The organism is Bdellovibrionales bacterium (assembly GCA_016714165.1).
In the GTDB taxonomy this organism is placed as follows: Bacteria; Bdellovibrionota; Bdellovibrionia; order Bdellovibrionales; family UBA1609; genus JADJVA01.
Map to the genome: position 1 here is coordinate 371,029 of JADJNU010000001.1, position 20,245 is coordinate 391,273.

Annotated in this window: 11 protein-coding genes and 1 pseudogene; 9 read left to right on the forward strand and 3 right to left on the reverse strand. The window is 45.2% G+C overall.

Annotation, left to right across the window (positions count from 1 at the left end; translation table 11 throughout):
• Positions 1–66: 66 nt before the first annotated feature.
• Positions 67–2,042, reverse strand: a pseudogene (acs, locus tag IPJ71_01640) (acetate--CoA ligase).
• Between the two features lie 206 nt (positions 2,043–2,248).
• Here acs and IPJ71_01645 point away from each other — a divergent pair.
• From IPJ71_01645 to IPJ71_01675, 7 genes are all read left to right on the forward strand, one after another.
• Positions 2,249–3,796: a hypothetical protein gene (locus IPJ71_01645; protein ID MBK7842389.1), complete on the forward strand. Its 1,548-nt coding sequence runs from the start codon at positions 2,249–2,251 to the stop codon at positions 3,794–3,796.
• Positions 3,786–4,124 carry a hypothetical protein gene (locus tag IPJ71_01650; protein ID MBK7842390.1) on the forward strand — a complete coding sequence of 113 codons (339 nt, stop codon included), beginning with the start codon at positions 3,786–3,788 and terminating at the stop codon, positions 4,122–4,124. The genes IPJ71_01645 and IPJ71_01650 overlap by 11 nt, the downstream gene beginning before the upstream one ends.
• Positions 4,125–4,147: 23 nt before the next feature.
• The gene (locus IPJ71_01655; GenBank protein ID MBK7842391.1) at positions 4,148–6,376 is read left to right on the forward strand and encodes a hypothetical protein; all 2,229 of its coding nucleotides are present in this window, start codon (positions 4,148–4,150) and stop codon (positions 6,374–6,376) included.
• A 191-nt stretch (positions 6,377–6,567) separates the two neighbouring features.
• Positions 6,568–7,986 (forward strand): hypothetical protein, encoded by a 1,419-nt coding sequence (locus IPJ71_01660; protein ID MBK7842392.1) that lies wholly within the window; start codon positions 6,568–6,570, stop codon positions 7,984–7,986.
• On the forward strand, positions 7,976–10,762 hold the full coding sequence (locus tag IPJ71_01665) for a hypothetical protein (protein ID MBK7842393.1): 2,787 nt from the start codon (positions 7,976–7,978) through the stop codon (positions 10,760–10,762). The genes IPJ71_01660 and IPJ71_01665 overlap by 11 nt, the downstream gene beginning before the upstream one ends.
• A 60-nt stretch (positions 10,763–10,822) precedes the next feature.
• Complete coding sequence (locus tag IPJ71_01670; protein MBK7842394.1) at positions 10,823–11,467, forward strand: YceI family protein; 645 nt, start codon at positions 10,823–10,825, stop codon at positions 11,465–11,467.
• Positions 11,468–11,479: 12 nt separating this feature from the next.
• Entirely contained in the window at positions 11,480–12,424 is a 945-nt protein-coding gene (locus IPJ71_01675) for a hypothetical protein (GenBank protein MBK7842395.1), read from the forward strand.
• A gap of 15 nt (positions 12,425–12,439) precedes the next feature.
• Here the strand turns inward: IPJ71_01675 and IPJ71_01680 are convergent, their stop codons facing one another.
• Positions 12,440–13,744, reverse strand: a complete 1,305-nt coding sequence (locus IPJ71_01680) for a hypothetical protein (GenBank protein ID MBK7842396.1) — start codon at positions 13,742–13,744, stop codon at positions 12,440–12,442.
• A gap of 405 nt (positions 13,745–14,149) precedes the next feature.
• On the opposite strand from IPJ71_01680, the gene IPJ71_01685 reads away from it, so the two are divergent.
• Together IPJ71_01685 and IPJ71_01690 are read left to right on the forward strand one after the other, a co-directional pair.
• Positions 14,150–15,433 carry a hypothetical protein gene (locus IPJ71_01685; protein MBK7842397.1) on the forward strand — a complete coding sequence of 428 codons (1,284 nt, stop codon included), beginning with the start codon at positions 14,150–14,152 and terminating at the stop codon, positions 15,431–15,433.
• The gene (locus IPJ71_01690; protein MBK7842398.1) at positions 15,420–19,613 is read left to right on the forward strand and encodes a hypothetical protein; all 4,194 of its coding nucleotides are present in this window, start codon (positions 15,420–15,422) and stop codon (positions 19,611–19,613) included. The genes IPJ71_01685 and IPJ71_01690 overlap by 14 nt, the downstream gene beginning before the upstream one ends.
• Before the next feature lie 9 nt (positions 19,614–19,622).
• Here the strand turns inward: IPJ71_01690 and IPJ71_01695 are convergent, their stop codons facing one another.
• Positions 19,623–20,156, reverse strand: a complete 534-nt coding sequence (locus IPJ71_01695; protein MBK7842399.1) for a hypothetical protein — start codon at positions 20,154–20,156, stop codon at positions 19,623–19,625.
• Between the last annotated feature and the right edge of the window lie 89 nt (positions 20,157–20,245).

The window sequence follows — 20,245 nt, forward strand, 5'->3', positions numbered from 1 at the left end:
CTAAGTTTTGCTCTAAAGGTAGGAGGAAGTTGAAGACAGGTAAATTATCTGCACCTCCTATAACTATTACTTGTCAATATCGAGAGACTCCGGAAACATTCTTCGGTGCTCCCTCATGATGTCTTCGATAACGGAAGGGTCTGCGAGTGTTGAGACATCCCCTAATCGTGACTCTTCGCCGCCGGCTATTTGCCGGAGGAGTCTTCTCATGATTTTTCCGCTGCGTGTTTTTGGCAGAGCGGGAGAAAACTGAATTTGATCGGGTCGAGCAATGCCTCCGATGTCGTCATGAACCCATTTTGTGAGCGTTTGACGCAGTTCTTCAGAAGGAGAAATTCCCGCCATCAGAGTCACAAAAGCATAGATGCCTTGACCTTTGATGTCATGCGGATAGCCGACGACAGCTGCTTCGGCCACTTGACCTTGCGCTACGAGTGAACTTTCAATTTCGGCTGTGCCCATTCGATGTCCTGAGACGTTAATAACATCGTCAACTCGTCCGATGATCCAATAATATCCCTCTTCATCACGATGACATCCGTCTCCGGCGAAGTAATAGCCGGGGAATTGACTGAAATATGTCTCTTCGAAGCGTTGGTGGTCTTTGTAAACTGTTCGCATCTGTCCTGGCCAGGAATCGCGCAAACAAAGATTGCCTTCGCAGGCCCCTTTGAGTTCATTTCCTTGATCGTCAAGAACAGCAGGCTGTATTCCGAAAAATGGCATGGATGCAGAGCCAGGCTTAAGATCCATCGCTCCTGGCAGGGGAGTGATCAAAATTCCACCTGTCTCTGTTTGCCACCAGGTATCCACGATGGGGCAGCGTCCGTCTCCTGCGACATGAAAATACCAAAGCCAGGCTTCAGGGTTGATGGGTTCTCCAACAGAACCTAATATGCGCAGTGATTTTCGGTTTGTGGATTGAACTGGGCCCGGTCCTTCGCGCATGAGTGTACGAAGGAGCGTTGGTGCCGTGTAGAGAATGTTGACTTGATACTTATCGACTATTTCCCAGATGCGAGAGGGGCTTGGCCAGGTCGGAATTCCTTCAAATAAGACTGAGGTGGCGCCATTAGACAACGGACCGTAAACCATATAGCTATGTCCGGTGACCCAGCCAATGTCAGCTGCGCACCAATAGACCTCATTTTGTTTATAATCAAAAACAGTTTCGTGGGTGTAAGAAGTGTAAACCAAATAACCTCCAGTGCTGTGGAGGACTCCTTTTGGTTTGCCGGTGGATCCTGAAGTATAAAGGATAAAAAGAGGGTCTTCGGCACTCATGGGTTCGCACGGGCAATGAGCCGAAACATTGGCCATCGCTTCATGGTACCAAATGTCAATTTTTGGATTCCAGCTCACCTCTGTGGACTTGGCATTTCTTCTGATGACCAGAATCTTTTCAAGACCTGGACACTTTTCGGCGGCGCGGTCCGCATTGATTTTCAGAGGAATGATTTTCCCACCACGATAGCCGTGATCACAGGTCACAAGATATTGACTGTCACAGTCTTGTATTCTCGAGGCCAGCGATTCGGCAGAAAAACCTGCAAACACAACAGAATGAACAGCTCCTATTCTGGCGCAAGCAAGCAGGGTGTAGACAGCTTCGGGAATCATGGGCAGATAAACGGTAACGCGATCTCCCTTTTTGACCCCCATTTCTTTTAGAATGTTTGCAGTTTTTGAGACATTAACCAGAAGTTCCCCGTAGCTAATGGTCAGCCCCTTCTCTTGCGGATGATCAGGCTCCCAATAAAAAGCAACCCGATCCGGATCTTTGCTGGCGTGGCGGTCGACACAATTAAAGCAGGCATTCAGCTCCCCTCCCTCGTACCATCTGATTGAAACAGGCCTCACAAACGAAGTCTTTTTGACAGCCTTCCATTTTTTATCCAAGTCAGACGTTCCGCCTTTTGTGCCCAGAAGGTTTCAGGATCCCTGAGACTGGCTTCATAACTTTCCTTGTATTGATGAGGTTGGATATGGGCCTCTTTTGCCCACTCGGATCTAACGAGAATCTTTTCATCTGAATGGTGCATGGTGAAAACTCCCCGGTTTGACTTAAAATTGGCCTTCTGAGAATCATCATTTTCTGGACACTGAATTTGATCAGTCTGCATCATGGAAGCAAAGGGTCAATGGAAATTGTAAAGTATTTGCAGCGCAAAAAAATCTGGTTTTTCTTTGGGAGTGGTGAAATGGTAACATGCATTGGCTGGGGTGGGACTCTGTAAAGGAGGAGTGCGTGGGAAAGAGAATTATGCGAATCAGTGGCCGCGTATCGAGGTCCTCATGTTTGAAGTTTTTATTTTTCCCATCTGCGTCTGCCGTTATTACTTTCGTTATTTCATTGGTTTTATTTATTTGGCTCCAGGAAAATCGAGCTTTTTCTCAACAAACAAATCCGGATGAATCAGAATCGATGTCCATCTCGACTTCACGCTTAACTGGCGAATTTGCAGAATCAAAGTTTCCCTCCGAAGGGCATCTTAAGATGAGCCTGTCAGGGGATTCTGTTCAATATTTGAGCAGCCAAACAAAGTTTTTTGATCGTGGGACCGAAACTCCCGCCCAACTGTCGTCCTTGACGCTGCAAATCGATTACAGTTGGCGGGGATTGTTTGACGGGGCGATTTCCTTGAAGGATCGGATCGCGATACAGGAGGGGTCCAATTACTTCATGCCCAGAGATCTTTATGGTGGCTGGCAAGGACAAGGGTGGAAATTTTGGCTCGGTCGCAAATGGTATTTGTGGAGTGAGGCTGACGAGCACTTTCACCGTGGCCTCTTTCAGGGAAGATTTATGAACGATAAATTTCGCCAGGATTCCCATGGACTGACGGGGCTATTTTTTGAAAAAAACTGGGAAGGGACTCAGTTGGTTGTTTTTGCCTCGCCATTGTATATCCCCGAATTTGGCCCTGATCACAAAATCGTAGACGGTGGATTTGAGTCTCCAAATCCCTTCTTTAGACCCCCCTCTCGCTTTGTTGATTTTTTAGGGGTTGAAACCCGATTGCGATACAAGCTGATTTATCCTGTCGAAAGTGAAATTGTTTTGAATCAGAGTTACGGGGCTTTGTTCGAGACTCACCAGGGTCCTTTTTATTTTCGATCGAGCTATGCCTACAAACCGATGAATCAATTATTGGTCGGGGCTCAATTTTATTTTCGTCACTCTGAACGAGGGGATCAAGATATTTCGGTCAATGTTTTTCCGCGTCTTCAATATCATCATTTGGCGGCCGTAGAAGGAGGATTCTCTGAACGAGGCGGATGGACGACTTGGCTGAGTCTTGTCAATGAGAGGCCCGAGAAGGACAGTGTTCCGGTTGATTGGACCTACCAGGATACCGGGCCAAGCTCGGTTCTTACGTTTTATCTTGGACACGACCTGGGAGTCAGTCCTCTCGGTGAGACCCGCCTGTTTTTCTCTACTTCTAAAATCTATGGAGGTGATCGTCATGATGGAGGAGAATTCACTGCCCGTGAAACTTTGTTTGAGCGGCGTTTTCAGTTCTACGATGTTTTGTCCTTTGGCCTTCAGGGTGGAAACACTCGTTTGTTGAAACACCAGCTGAGCTGGAACACGCGATTGGATTTTGATGAAAGTCAGCGTGGGATGTTATGGCTGAGTGATCTTCAATATAAGTTCGATAAGGATTGGACTCTGTGGACCTCACTTGATTTGATTGGAATTTTGGATTCGGGAAAGGCTCGCATTACCGATGGTTTTTTGGGGGAGTACCGTGCAAATGATCGGGCTCAGTTGGGAGTTCAGTATGTTTTCTAGAAGACTCATATCAGTTGGGGCTCATTCAATTTCCATGGTGTTGACACTTTCTCTCGTGCTTTTTTCATGTAGCGGTGAAGACAAACCATCTCAATCAGCCCCAGTCATTGAAATGAAGGACTCTCAGTGTTTAAGGAAAGTTGATGAATCACTGGCCGGCTATTTTGACGGAAAGCTCTCGGACGCAAAGGTGAATCGATTCTGGGATTGCATGGAAAACGCGTTTCAGATGTTTATGAGGCATACCAAGGGTCGAGAAATTGGTTTGTACCATGCCAAAGAACTTCGTAATTTTTGCATACATTTTTTTTGGGCGACATTAGGATGACCGACGGTCTTCTGAAAGAATTAATGCAAATCAAAAGAGTGTTCCTTGGTGGAAGTACAGATTATGTGACCTATGAAGAACTTGATTACACTTTGAAGCTTTTTGAAGGTTTTCGACAATTGACTCTAGATTTATTGCCTCACATACGCTTGCTTACTGGCGAGTTTTATCATTTTCAGAAGAGCTATTCCACAGAAGACCTGGATCAATCTCTCTCTGTACTGTCGCAGACGATGGATAAATTTGCCATTCTCATAGAGAACTCGGGGCAATCTTATGACTTCAAAAATTTTGAGAATCTTTTGGAAGAGGTCTATCAGCTCATCAATGTGAAGGGAGGCAAGGGAGGAAAGGGCGCAAAAGGCGAAAAAGGCGGTAAAAAATTGAAGCTCGTCCAGGAGCTAGTTCCGATTCTTGGTGAATTCAAGAACAGTTTAGTTGGCTCGCCTTTGGAATCGATTTTGCCTGGTCAATGGAAAAAGTCTGCGACAATTTTATCTGAAATTTTTGGTCTCTGGATGCGTTACGAGCACTTCTCTTTTCATCGAGGTTGGTCCGAAGACGCAGAGAAGTTGGAGGCGGCCTTTCGGTCTATGTATGCTTCCACTCAGCGATTGGGCCTTGTGGTGAGCGGGACCGACAAGGATTTAGAGTGGTCCAAGCTTGAAAAGGTAGTCGATGACTTGGACCTTGTGGTTGGAAAGTATCGCGGAGATTCTCCGATAGGAGCTGTGAAACAGTACCTCCCATTTATTGGTGAGCTTAAGGCGCAACTTGTGGGTGGCGAGAAAAATCGCGTGACAGCGGTCGAGTGGCCCATACTGATGCGACGACTGACCCAGTTGGCAGAGGTGGGATTGAGATGGAATCATCTCGTGATGCCATTAGGATGGAGCGATGGGCCGGGTTTGGATCATTTGGATTATTCCGTTCAGTTGGCTTTGAAGCTAGTGGATGAGGCCATCAATCAACACAAAGAAAAGGAAATTTCCAAAGCCGATTTGGAGAGCCTATTTGTCACGGCCGAGGCATCAAAACTTTTGCCTCTGGGATTGACTGCCCAATCGATCAATCAAACTTTGCCTGTGTTTCTCAATAAAATACTCAATGATCGAAGTCAGGAACAGACAAGTCGTTCTGGAAGAGGTTTTGATTCTGCGCATCTGAATTACATCTCCAAGCAGTGGAAGGATTGGTCTCGTGCTCAAAAATTTGTCAATGCTTCAGCAAAAGGGACTCCGTTCGACCCTCGAGGGGACAGTATTCTTTTGGAGATGTCCAATCTGATGGATAGCCCCTGGCCTCTCGTGACAGATGCAGAGGGCCGTCTTATTTTTCGTTCTAAAGCGGAAATAAGTTGGAACCAATCCTCTTTGACCCAACTCAATGGAGTGCGCTCTTTGTTGCGCCTTTTGATTCTTGGATATGCGGAAGATGAAAGCCGGCGTCAGGAGGCGAGGGGGGTGAGCCGTGATGAATTGGCAACCATAGCAGAAGACATCTTTCCATTGGCGGTTGATATTGGACTGTTTTCTCCCGAGGATCCGAATATTTGGGAAAGAATTTTCATTGAATCGGACCTCTTTATGCCAAGGAGCAATGGAGACGAGATTGTCAATTTGGTTGAAGGCGCTGAATATTTTGCTTTTGTCTTGAGCGGCATAAAAGCTGGCGAGAACTTCTTGAAACTAGTTCCTCCCGAATGTCTTCAATCAATTGGAAAAGAAGAGAGAGTGTTAACATCATGTTATCGCGAGATTTTGAGTCTCAAACGCGCGGAGGTCCTTGCTCACCTTCCGAAACTTGTGGACTTCAGTCGTCAGTTAAATTCAAAGCAGTGGGATACTTTGGTGGAATACCTGGAAACTGCAGTGAGAGGCCCCGAAGGGGCCGACGGAGCCACTCCCATTAAGACATCAGATATCAAGGAATTGTTGGTGTTGGCTCAATACCTTGAAACCTTTTTTCTCCGCTTTAGCAAGGACGGGGATTTTTGGCATATAAGTAAAGAGGAGGCTCTGGTTGCTTTTCCAATCTATGACTTGCCGCTTCTGAGTTTGCTTGGTTTCGCAGATCGGGAAGATCGCGAAGCTTTATTTTCTTATATGATGAAAAATTGCCAGCCTCCCCCTCAGACGATCGAGGGTTTAGAGGAGCTTCAAAAGTGGAAAAGCCAAAAAGATCAGTGGGAATTTCAGGCGGATAGAGTCTGTTTGGCTCATGTGTTATCTGAACTTGCAAAGTCACTCTAGACGGTTTTTGGCTCAGAAACATGTATAAATTTCATTTTTCTATCATTGATTCTGAGTAATTTAATCAACATTGGTTACAAAATGGGTCTTTTTGGTTACAAGGGGGTTGCCTGTAAAGTTAGATTTGGTAATTTACCCCGTGAAAGAGCGAGGTGCCTGGTGGATTTTGGGCGCGTGCGATTTTTCAAATTTTGGGTTTTTCTTTTTGCGAGGTTTTTCTCGTGGCCTTTCTGTGTCCGCAATACGTGCGGGCTGAGGTGGCTTCAAGAGAAGAGTCCTTGTACTTGCGAATCTTGAGCGATGGGTACCTTTCTTCGGGTGCATTGAAAGACGGTAGTAGCACGTATTCAGTTGTTGGTCTCGATTACTCTGTACGATCAAGGCAGGGTAGACGAGTTTTTCTGTTTCATGCCTGGGGTCAGCAGAGCTTGGATGAATCAAGGGAGCAGCAGTTCACGTTGCCAGAGGCCTATGCGGGATGGACGACAGAATCAAAGGTGTTTCATTTTGGATTTGGTCGAAAGATCGAAACCTGGAGTGCCCTTGATCATGAGTGGAAGATGGGGTTGTGGGGGCCCTTATTTAATTGGGATCCTCTGAGACCTCAGGAGCAGGGTTTGGCTGGTTTCTTCTCTAAGATCAAGTTGAGTCATTGGGAAGTGGCTTTCTTCGGGTCGCCCGTATTTTTTCCCGATCAAGGACCTCAGTTCGCTTTGAATGAGGGAAGTTTTGAATCGCACAGTCGCTGGTTCTCACCTCCACAAGAGCGAGTCGAGGTGTTTCAGAAAGATTCTAACATCTATTACAAGCTTCAGAAGCCCCGCACTCAGGAGATAGTCCTTCAGCCAAGCTGGGCGATGCGATTGCTGTGTGGAGATCCCAGTGAGGGATTTTGGGGACAGTGGTCGATCAGCTACAAGCCCATGAATCAGCTTCATCTGGGTGTTGAGGCTTTTCGAAGTATTGCTTTGCAAGAATCTTTTGGTAGTACGGTCGCTGTTATCCATGCAGGCACTGTGAATCATCAATTGAATACAATTGAGGCCGGTCAGACTTGGAACGGGGCGAAGCTGTGGTTGAGCGCGTCCCAGGAAACTCCTGGCTCTTCAGATATGAATCCGGTCTGGGAGCAGCCTCCTCTCTTTGAATCTCGAGTTTATGGGGCTCATCTGAGCCACCCACTTCCATTGCCAATGCTGTCAGCAAGTCATCTTTCATGGAATTATGTCCAAACAGAGGAAGGCCGACAGGTGAGGACAAAAGGAGCAGAGGCTGCGGGTGGAGTATTGCTTGCGGGTGAGTCAGAGGATCGATTTTCGCAGAGGTTTCCTATTCAAAGGGGAGTTGGCCTTAAATGGGAAGCAAAATTGAGTGAAACTGTAGGTCGTCGTATTGGGTGGGAAACTCAGTACGTCTATTCATTTCCTGATCGTGCTGCATGGTTTTCTGCTTCAGCTAAATGGGGAGTGAGCTCTCAGTTAACTTTGATTGCAGGAATTGATGTTTTAGGGGCGAGTCCCAGTGATAGTGGGGAGATTTTTGAGAAGAGTACTTTTAGTCGTTTTCGGCAGAATGATAGGATTGGGGGGGGACTGACCTATGTTTTCTAGAAGAAATGAATCTAAGGGAATCAATTTTTTAATGTATCTGGGCCTGTCTTTGGTTTTGGGGCTCGGGGTCTGTGCGTGTAGCATGAACTTTGGAGAGAAGAAAGACGCAGCTCCCTCTCTAAAATTAAACTCTGACAAGTTCACCTGTCTCAGTAAGGTCGGCGAAAAGATAGAATCCTATTTTGGAGCTGAGATGACTGTTGCTGAAACAGAGCAGTTTTACACTTGTGTGCAGGAGTCTTTTGATACTTTTCAGGTCTATGCGCGCGGAGCAGACAAGGGCTCCTATTCTCCAAATGAATTGCGCGCTTTTTTGGAGAATGATGTTATCTACCCTAAAAAAATTGGGGATGGATTCATGAGCGAAGCGATGAATCTGAAAATGGCTCTCTTGGGTGGCTCTGCTGATAAAATTACCCAGGCTGAGTTGAAACGATTGAGGGATTTTCTTGAGATCCTTAAGGACGCGAGCATTCAGTTTCAGCCTCATATGGCTGCATTAAATCCCTCTGTTGCGATGCAGAGAACCCCTGATTTTGTAGACCGCTTAGGGCAAGGAAAATCAGCTGGGGACTCAGCGATTCAAATAGCTCAGCTGTTGGGACGTGAGATTGGCAGTATTGCTCAACCCTTGCGACTGGAGAGCATGGGTGGGTTTGTGATCGAATTGGCCCGTTTTATTTACGGAGATGGCGAGAAACTTGAACGGGCCAAGCTTTGGGCTCAAATGATATCTACGGTAAAACCAATTTTCGTTGGGGGCTCTCCAGAGATATTGGAGCCCAGTAACTGGAAATCTTTTTTGGAATCCGGGTTGGCTTGGTACTTGGTTTTTGTGCGTTCGAAGTATGAAGCCTCACAAGGAAGCTTTTTTTATGGGCCCGTGTTTGCTGATTTTGTTGACAACGTGAATCGGGGTTTTCAACTCATTCAAAATTCACTAAATAATCAGCCCGGCAAGGTCGTCTCCTTTAGCTCCTTGGAGAGGCTGTTTTTCAGTATGAAGGCACTGGACATATTGCCATGGACAATCACCCCCCAATCTTTTGCGGAGTTCATGCCCGTTTTGGTGAACAAGGCTTTCGGTGATTTGGGCAAAGCTCCTCAGTTTCGCATAGGAAGCGAGATCACGGGCGAGCACATCAATCAGGCGCTCCAGGAATTTAAGCGATGGGCAGCGATTCAGTCCTACCTGGAATCTCAATTGTCTCCGGGGTATAGTTCTGAGATGGCAAGGCCCAGTGAAGGTGGAAACAGAGGTCTAAAGGTAGACTGGGAATTGTCTTCGATTGGCAAGATGGGAATTGACATCACCGTTGAGAGGGGTGGTGGATTGGCACTGTTTGGTGATGGCTTTGAAGGAAGGCAGACCAATTTTGCTATTGGTGAATTGAAATCAATTATTGAAAGGGTCAGACCATTTTTTAAGCAGGGAGAGGGTCGAACCTATCTGACCTACAAGGACGAGATCGTCAAGGTTCAGGGATTTTATAATCTTTCAATCATGAATATCGTTCGTGGTCTGACAAGACTTCTGGTGCGCGGATACTCGGAGGAGCCATCTCGAGCTGCTAAGATGGAGGGATTAACGCAGTCTGAGTTATCCGAGTTTTTCAAAAGCATTCGAGGTATTGGTGGCGATTTAAAAATTCTTGACCGCCGGAACGTGGACAGCCTCGGAGGCCGAGTTTATACGGAGGGCAATGTATTCACTTACCTCGGTAATGGTTTGCAGGAGTCTATGAACAGAAATGAATTTGGGAATCTGTTGGACTTTGGGGAAACTGTCGAGCTTATCAGTCTTGTTTTTTCCGGAAATAATCTGGGAAGTGAGATGTATTATCAAGCTCTATCGACCTGTGAATCGGGGCCTCTTGATTTTTTCGATCGGCCAAAAGTGAAGCGTGATTGCTTTTCTGAAATATTTTTTGGTAGGATTGGTGATTGGCTGACTCAGTTGCCTCAAATGAAAAACTATTGGCAGAATTTGACAGCCGAGGAGAGGCACTCAGCGCTGATCGTTCTATCTCGAATGTCCGTTCGTCCGGTGCAGGACGAGTTGGACTACATAGAAATAGCAGCGAACCCCTTGGTTGGAACAAGGCCCATTGAGAATTGTGTGCGTCCAGGCTTTCTTCAATTTGGTCCATGGGGAAGGTCGGCTCATGATAAATTTGAGAAATGTCAGATCGATAACTATATTCGGCAGGAGCGGTTGGAAAAAGTAGTTGCTCGCCTTGAAAAGGGCGGCTTTCAGTCCGTTGATTGTGCCTGGTCTGGATCGATAGAGCTTTCGAAGTCCTATTGTGATTGGATTGAAGCGGGTGAAATGGCAACAATCTCTGTTGTTATTCACTATATCGAAACAATTCTGACGCGTTTTGATCTTGATTTGGATGGTCGAATTACCACGAGCGAGGCATGGGAGGCCTTTCCGGTATTCAGGGGACTCATTGACAGAGTCGCGAAGGCAAATGGATTTAACCTTGAAGAAAAGAGGCTCCGCGAGGTTTACGGATTTCTTCTGAGTGAAGGACGAATTCCTACAAAGGAGGATTTTCTTTGGAGAATGGCTTCGATGGGATCTTCTTTGAAAATTGATATTGATAGAATGGGACTTCTCAAGATTTTTGAAATTTTTGTCGGCGGCGGCAAGAGTAAAATGATGAGTGCGTCGAGAGAACTCGCTCAACTTCGTAAGGAAAAGGAGAAGGAGCTGAGAGAGGCTGAGACTTCAAAGAGGAGAGCAGAAGAATTTGAATACGTTGGCCCATGACGCAGAAAGTCTTTTCAAAGTATAGGTAATAAAATAGCCTGATTCCTCAACTATTTGGAGGTGCTACATGACGAGGCTGTTTTCAATTTTTCAAAGACTGATAGTTCCTTTTCTTGGTGTCGTTGCTTGCTGTTTCAGTTTTATCGGTGGGATGACATTTTTGGAATAGCCGATGCGGCGCCCGATTCTAAAGTGAGTCAGTATGTTTTAGATCAAAGCCACACTCAGGTTATTTTTCGAGTCTCCCATTTGGGTTTTAGTTATGTGACCGGATTCTTCACTCAAGTGAACGGTGAAATAGCAATCAGTGATGAAAATCCGTCTGAAAGCAAAGTAAAAATTGTGATCGCAACGGACAGTGTGAACACACACTTTGCGGACCGTGATGATCATTTGCGCAAACCTGATTTTTTTGATGCGAAGAAATACCCAGAGATTGTCTTTACCAGCACCAAGATCTCCAAACAGAACGGAAATATTTATTCCGTCGAGGGGAATCTCAGTCTTCATGGCAAGGTGAAGCCCATCAAGTTTCCTTTCACGCGTCTAAAGACAGGTCCAGATATGAAGGGACAGACGCGTACCGGGGGATTTGCTTCCTTCGTGATCAAGCGAAGTGAATTCGGAATGAATTACATGAATGGTCCGGATAAGATCGGCGATGAAGTTGAAATGACCATTAATTTAGAGGCCGTTCTCAAATAAAGTGGCGAGGTTTTGGGATTGAGACCAATTCTTGAAATGATAGGGGGAAGTCTGTTGCTTCCCCTTTTTCTTACTGTTTTACCCTTGTTTATCGCGAGATCTCTGAGTCGTCGAGTTATCGCCAGCAGGTCCTCATCATTGGATGCGACCGGAAGTGAAAGCTCCAAGAAAGGTCTTGGCGTTGAGATCAAGCGATTTGTTGCCCAAAGTTTAGTTTCATTGGCCCCTGCTTTGGCTTTTTTTGGGGCTTGGCAGGCCTTGATTGGCTGGCCGGGTTTTGATTTCTTCTCGGGACCCGAAGTTCTCCTGGTGGCCACTCCTGTGTTGGCAGTTCTTTCCGTCTCTATTTCTCATCGTATCTGGCGCCAGGTTTGTTTCGGTGTGATCGGAATAGCTACAATTTGGCTGTTTCTTCACCCTCTCAATATTCAGGATTTGTCTTTGTGGCTGATGATGGGCGCGCTTATTTGTTTTTTTTGTATTTGGAGTTATTTTTTCTCACAGTCTGCTGTTGGTGGAAGCGGCGAGCGTTTTTTCAATCGCTTTGAGCTCGCTGGTTTTTATATCAGCTATCTTGGTAGCGTTTTGCTATTGGCTTTTGAGATGATGATGTGGGGGAGTGCTTCTTGGTCACAAGTGATGGGCGGCGTTGTCTCGTCACTATCTGTGAATATGGCTTTTATCTTGATCGACGATGTGAAAACGTGGCAAGTCCGACCAGACTGGCTATGGCTTTTCTGTTTTTGGCAAGGAGTCTTGGCTCATTTCTATCTTGAAGTTCCAATTCAATTTCTTGTTCCAGTCGCGGCACTTTGGCTGTTGAGTGTGTATTGGGAATATCACTTCAAGGATCGAGCTAAGCTTCAAAGCTTAATTCTCTTAGCTGTCACCGTTTTCGCGACAGTGTTCGCTTCTGTAATTTGGGCTTTCGTGACGAAGCCCAAATCATTCTATTAACTGTATTTATTAAGTTTACTGGTGGATGGCCGATTGCTTGGCAATGATGTCGTGGCCGAGCCACCACACTGGCTCACGCGGACTCCAAGATTCGGCGAGCATAATTTCTCCACAAGCACGAAAAACGACTTCACTCAGGAGAGACGTCATCAAATGCTTAGGATCTTTGTGAAGTCCAATCAGGAAGGAACTTGCATCTCTCATTTGATTCATCTGTTCAAGCCCGTTGTGTTGAGGCCAGAGATCAAAACGACTCCACTTCTGAATCACCTCTGATTTAAAGTACCTGTCTGTATAGTTCATAATATCGTCAAGATTGTGATCTGTATTTAACAACTGACCGCAATTCTTTAGTATCTGTTTTACCGCATCATTGTCCCCTCCTTCCTTTTGTAAAGCTCCGACGAGAGGATAAAGGGACACCTCCACACCAAGAAAAATTGAGGAGGAGTTAGTCAATATTTCCGGAGCATTAAAAACGGATACTTTTACTCCCTGGCTAAAGGCTTCCTTGGCAATGTTTTCGAGTTGGATCTTTGAAAAACCCTGAAGGTAAGGAGCGTAAGATTGCCACTGGTATTTTCCGCTCACGAGAACATCAGTTCCGTGATACCCATAAGCGACGTAGGAGACGTGTTTCCCGGCCTTTTCACTTCTCTCTCTGATGCCCTGACTTAGGTCAATGAGATGGTGAAGGGTGTTTCCTGTTACTTCTTCAAAACTTGCTCCACAAAATCGACCCATGTCAGTGTTCCAGAATTCTTCACTTGAAGCATAGCGATCGCCCGCGCCCTTGAACACTCGATTCATGGCTGGCATCACGATCTTGGCTCTGGGAACACCTCCGGCCATTGTATGAACAAAAAGAATGTTGGACTGTGGCGGAATTTGCTTTTCAAGTTCATGCATAAACTCAGCGACACGTCGTCGAAAGCTTTCAATTCCTGCTGCTCGGCTCTGTTCGATCTCATCAAAGTTAATTTTTCCTTTGTTCCACTCGCTCAGTTTCAGGCCTTGAAGTTGATCAACAGGTCGAAGGCCTGATTTGGAGGGCTCCAGGTCAAAACCAGCTTCGAGAGGAACGTTGATAATTGCTTGAGATTTTTCGATGAGTTCTTCGGGAGTCAAAGCTCTTAACTTTTCATCTTCGCCGCGACGACCAACTGTGGAAAAGATGACTTTCATTCCTGCTTTCTGAGCTTCCTCAACGATTCCATTTGCGTAGCCACGATTAAAGAGCTCACCAAAGACAACCAGCACATCACCTTTTTTGTAGTGATCTTTGGCAGGAGTTTGGCGCATCGGCTTAAATTGGGTAATCATGGTCCCTCCTCTGGAGAACAGTAAGATTCATAGATTTATTTTTGAAAGGCGACAGTAGCCGTCTCTCTGTTAAGGGTCAAATTGAGGCTTACTGAGCTCAGAGTTAGGGCGCTTCGTCAAGGGTGACCGGAACAATAAACTAAGGAATCTAACACAAATAAAACGCAATAAAAAAAATTCACATTTAGCCTTATTTTAGACAAAGCAAAATTTTTAATAGTATTAATTTCAAATTCAATAATATTAATTAATTTCAATGATTTAAATCTATTTTGATGCCTGGCCATTTTGTAAAATAGTCTGTCTTGTGGGCCCATTTTACTGTGTTAAGAGATCGTATAGAACTTGCAAGGGGACAGTGGAGACTCCAAATTCTGGAGTGCAATCGAGGAGATGAACCGTTTGAAAATATTAGATTGGCGGACCTCCTTGGTTCCATTTTGGCAAGGGAGGCCGATCATTATTGCTGATAAGGCCAAGTGCAAAAGCTTTTCTTGTTTTGCTTTGTTGGACTATCTCAAATTTCTTTCTGTTTCGTTTTTTTCTTCTTCGGTGTTGTTTGCAATCGTTTTTTTCTTCGCGATGAACCTGACTTTTATTGCATGGGCCGAGTCTTCAGAGGGGATCTCCTCATTGGTTTTTGAAGATCACAGTTTTTCCCGGTTTCACGGCAAGTGGAATATTGAGGCAGGAGGGGAGACCTTTTCTGAAGGAGTTGATCAGGGAACCCTCGTCGGTTTTGTTTTTCGTTCCCGTGTTCAATACAGACTGACAGATCAAATTGATCTTTATGTTGATGCGAAAATGCAGATGTTGACTCGCCAAATTCAGGCCCGCTTTGCTGATTCAAGGCAGACCGGTATATTTCCTTACGAAGTTGTTGCCCGGTATCGTCCATCAGAAAAAGTCGAATTGAAGGCGGGTGCCCTCAACATGGGCTTTCTTGACCTGCCTCTTTTGATATCAAAAGAGAGATCGTTTCCCGGAGCCTTTGAGAAAATCGGCTTCGGCGAGGGTAAAAATTATTTGAGGGCTGTTGCACAACAGAGTATTCCAACCTCTTCTTCGTTTGAGTCGATGCGTTCTGAAAAGGAAGAAACTCCTTTGTTTACGACTGAATCCTTGCAGGCCGGATCGAGTCTTGGGGAAGTGATGATTGTTTCAGGGCAATTAACTCATTTTCGGTACAGTGATCTGCCGTCCGTGGTGGCGTTTGAGAGCGGAAAAATGGGGAACACGACGACGGGTGAGTTTCCGGCTAATAGCCGTTTTTTGTTTGGCTTTTCTGGATGGGTCGTGGGTGGAGAATTTTGCCTTTGTAGAAGTCCAGGATCTGGGTTTCGTATTGGTGGGTATCAACTTGAAAATCGAGAGGCGGAACCGGCTTTCAATAGGTCTCAAGAGCTTGTGCTTCGGGGAGATTTTGAGATTTCAGAATTTGTATTGAGTCCCTATTTATTGAGGTTTTTTAGTGAATCTGATGCCGTTCCAGCTTTTTTTAATTCTGGCTCTAGGGGACATAACAATCGAAGAGGAGAGGGCTTGGGTATGGAGATTTTCTTTCGCCCTTACAATTTTCGTCTTGTTGGGGAGTATATATCGAGTGATGTGATCAATCCAAATTCCTTGCAACAAAGATTGAATTCGATCCAAGTAAGGCTGGAGACTCTAAATGTTGAATTCTAAGCAGATTGTCTCTGGAGTTTTAGGTTTCGTCCTGCTGATGGGATTGACTTCTTGTTGGGAGCCCAAAGAGCAGAAATCCAATTTTGAGAGAGGTTTCTCTACCGCAAATTTTTTAGTTAAATTGGTCGATGGGGATGCCTTGCCGACGGAAGAGGTCACTCCGAATTGGCTCATACCAAAATCGCGTCATTATCATTTCTGGTCTTGTTTGCGAAATCGAGCGACAGATCAGATTATCAGAGGGATTGGCTTTACTGTCAAATCCGATGATTCCAAGATTGAGGTTGTAACAGACAATGAAGGTTGTCTTCACTGGCATGAGAAAATTGATTTTGATTATTTGGCTGAAGAGGCCTATTTGCAGCTCGAAAGGACTGTGTCAGGGACGGGCATTTATCAAGGCGAGCAGAAGATCCAACTCGCCATCAATCCCTGGGTTGTTTCCAGGAAGTCTGGTTTAAAGGAAGTTAAATGGGAAAGAGACAGCCAGGGCACGGATATCCCCGACGGGATTAAAGTCATTGGGAAGAATCAAGTCAAATCAGTTCTGAGGGGCGCCTACAAAGGAAATCTTCCTTCTGCGCACGCACAGGGTCCAAAACTATTGTGGATGAACAGGGTCTCTTCAAATATAAAGGAAATCAAACAGGATGCTCAGGGTGTTTGGCTTCAAATTCAGTTGTCAATGATTCCTGTCGCACAGTTTCGGGATTTATCGGGTTCTCCTAATCCGACTCCTCTGAAGGCGGGGCGATTTCGAGTGGATGCGCAGATCGTTGCTACGAACCTTGGGGTCAATCGCGATGAGAATCTGATATTGACTCCTGATCTTCCGTCGTCTGTAGGAGTGATTACAAACAATGACGGCATTTTACGAGTTCAGTTTGATTCGATGATCACGAGGCGGGTGGCTCGAGGGAATATTCAATTGGCCTTGCGAGTCACTCCGATTGATGGAGCGCCGGAAGGCTTAGGTTCATTTGAGGGACTCTACGAGCTAGGTCCCTTTGATAAACTGGAAAGCAGAAATACAGATATGTTCGTTCCCGCCAGTGTTTATTCTGAGGGTGATGGTTTTGCCTATGAAAAATTTTTGAAAAACGCCGGTAATTTTGAAAAGCTTGAGGCAGCTCGATCTGCCTTTAAAAATGAGCCATTTGAGTTTCCGAAGATGCTGATCAAATTTGAGACGATTCGTCCGGGAGAGACGGCAACAACAAGAACTGTCGATTATTCTATTCAGGCTTGTGTTCGCAATACTTTGACATCTTCTTTTGTAAAAGATGAACTTTTTTATGTCGATTACCTTCCTGACAATAAGACTTTGGAATTAGAAAAAGATTTTTATACTCATGAAAATGAAATGAATTCCCCAGACAATAAGATTTGGTGCAAATCCGACGGATCATCGCCGAAGCCTGGTCAGGACTGTAGACCCTTATCGAAAACTGATCAGGATGGTTGCCTTCGAATCATGGGTCATGTGACTCACAAGTATTACAAGCCAGAAGAGCTCTTTTTCCCGACCATTCGGATTCGGCATGTGGCGAGCACCTATTCCAAAGAATTGGTCTTGGCGATTAATCCATGGGATTTGTTTGCGACTTTTGGACGAGATCGTCGTGAACTGACTGATGATTATGTGGAGGCATCAAAGAAGCGTGAAAAAATATCCTCTTTGCTTTATGTCCCCGCATTTAGCTATCACACTTTGCGTTTCCGCTACGAAATTGATGAGTTTATGAATCTTGTCGTAAAAAAAGTATTGCTGCTTAAGCTTGAACCTAAAGTCTTGAGGTATTCGAGCATTACCGACGGACGAAAAAATATTGGGCATTTGAGAGACGGAATCTATCTGCTCAAATTGGCTGTTCAAAAGGATTATCTCGACCCGGCGGCTGAGGGAGTGGTTATTGGATTTGATGAGGACCAACAGAAGACTTACGTTGAGGCTCCCAAGAAGGCAAAAACACGTGAATATATCAACGGAATTAAGAAATTGGTTCGTGTTCAAGATGGAGAAATCATTACTCCAGTTGAAATAGCGGTTCGTGATTTGCGGCTATTGAGAATTCGATCAAACATGTTGATACAACTTGAAACGATTGATGAAAAAAACTTAACTATGTCTGCAATTGTTCATTCTAACGCGAAAGAACATCTTTCGAAGGGCAACACCGAAGGGGTCAACATAGATCAAAGAAATAAGTTGTTGACGGACATGACATATTCTCTGAGTTCCTTCCTCTGGGCAGGAAGACAAGAGGGCAATCTATTGGTTCCCAAAAAGAACGAAGGAAACTTGCCAGGTATTTATCAGATCACCTCCAAGAAGTATCTTGCTGAGATCGATCATCTCAGGTCTGGAATGACGGAGGAATTTCTTTCAAAGATGAAAGCAGAGGCAGTTCAGGCCTATAAAACGAACGATGTTTCATTTATGCCGGTTGCTCCTTACGTCGAGTTGGATTCTTTACGGGATTTGGACTCGGGTTTGGCCCCACGTAGTTTCTCTGGGCCGGTCACTCTCCTATTGAATTCTAATATGTCATATATTCGTCCACTGGATAATCTCGATGAATCATTCTGTGAGGCAACAGACGACTGTCGGGAAGTCAGCAAGACAATTGATGAAATGACTGGTGGAGAAAGGGCAAAAATTGAAGATCGCGATTATCGAGATTCTCCACTTTTCGGTTCAATCAGGCATCTCAGTTCTATAAACGTAGATACAATTCTTCAAAGGATGACAGTCCTCGAGGAGGAATATCGCAAGAGCAATACAATTTCGAGCCTGCTATATAATTTTATCAATCAAACTGGTCTTGATTTTGTCTCGCTTGGAGATGTTCCGTTGAAACGGTTTGACCAAGAAAAATGCTCATCTATGAGAGAGTACTCAGTCAATGAGGAAAAGTGTTTGGTCCCGGCGCCAGAGGTTTCAACTTCCTTCGAGAATTTCCTTTCAGATCTGAATAATCAGGGACAAAGCACTTACTACCAATTGCCGGGTGAAAATGTGAATAGAGGTGATATTGAAAAATTGATTGAGACCGGTGAGATTGATCCGAGGGTTGACTCTCGATTCTGTGATCTCTTTGGACGTCAGATGAACAGAGTTTGGAAGGATTGGGACCCGCGCGGTTTAACTGTGGTCTCGGATTGGTTGAAAGGCATTGGTTGGGCCTGTGTGGATCGACAGAGAAGTCATGATGGTGTTTCGGTCGGTTTCTTTTCATTGGGGAAAAGGTCGCCCGGACTTATTTTTGAGCGAAAATTGAAAGTTCTTAAGACGGGTAGGTATCGGTTTAAGGGTGGTAAGCCCATGAACATCAGTGTGGGGGTCAATTTTGGAGTGAATTACAACAAGTCATTTTCTGGAGGCTGGAACTATAATATTTTTGGTGAGATACCGATCCTTGGATCAATTCTCAAGTTTTTCTCTTTGAAGGAAGAAAGAACTCGCTCAAATACAAATGGGACTTCAGTCGGAGAAGGGGCTTATCTTGCTATGCAGGAAGCCACAATGGATGTTGAAATTCTTGAACATGAGAAGTGCCTGATTGTGAGACCACACCCGGAGTTCGTAAAATCGATCGTCGATCGTGTGAATTTCAATGTTAAGGCTGTGACGATGAGAATCCGAGATCGTGTGAAATTTAAAATGGGACTTTCAAAATTGGACTATGGAAAAGCAATGAGTCCAGGAGATGATACCGATGTTACTGAGAAGGAGCTTGTCTTGCGCCAGTTCCTTCGGGGGATCATGCTTTGTGGGGGCAAAAAAATCAAGGAGCCCACTCCTGTTCGAGAGAAATACTATTATTTTAGTCAACATTTTACAGAGGGAGATCTGCTTGATAGTGCCGATCTTTATAATCATCCTTGGCTTCTGGCTTTGCGAGGCAAGAGGGATTTTCAGGGATTTATGGCAGTTATCAAAGCAGTTCCTTACAATTGGAATTTTTCAGAGGTGGCCAAGGCAGAGGGTTGGTCAATTGATCATATGATAAGGTCCTATCGGCAGGTTCATCCGACTTTTCCCGGCCTCTATTCGATTTTAGACGATGGACCATCGTCGGCGTCGGCTCCTCAATATCCTTTGCAGGATAAACCCGGCGACTCTTTTCGTGACGGAGTCTTAGATGGCAAAAATAATTCTGAGGAAAAGGCACCTTAAAAAATATTTTTAGTGTCGAATGCGAGCAATGCCGTGACTGGCGCTGAGGGCGTTTTCAACCTCGGGTGAATTTGAGGGTGATTTGAGTCGAGAAAATGTCTTGTGAAAGAATTCTATGTCCCAGCCTCCGTTCACTTTAGTGAAATTTCCAGTAACGACAACTCGATAGAAAGTAGTTGAATCTTCGCGCTGTTCCTCTCCTAAGAACACGGAGGGTTTAGGACCTAGGACGATGATCACTGACTGATCAATGGTAGTGAGCTGAGGCGTGAGCGAACTGTTCAAAGAGGAAGAGACCACTGAGAAAAACGAAACGCCAGATCGATCTATGTAGTCAAGTGTCACATCATGGTTCCAAATACTACCGCCGGGGCCTGTGTAGGTCGGTGTGCTGGCCTTGATATTATTGACGGGTACAGGCTCGCCTTGCTCTTGAGCAAGGTCAGTGTCTGAGTCTTTTGACTTATCTTTAGAGCAGCTGGCACTAAAGAGAATGAGGAATCCGAATGTGACAATGAGTCCGAAATTAATTGCCCTTTTCATCAAAGTCCCCCCAGAAAAGTGGTCCAAAATGCGACAAAGTGGCTCGTGCCACAGGTCATGGCCTAATCCAGAATAATGACAGAACAATG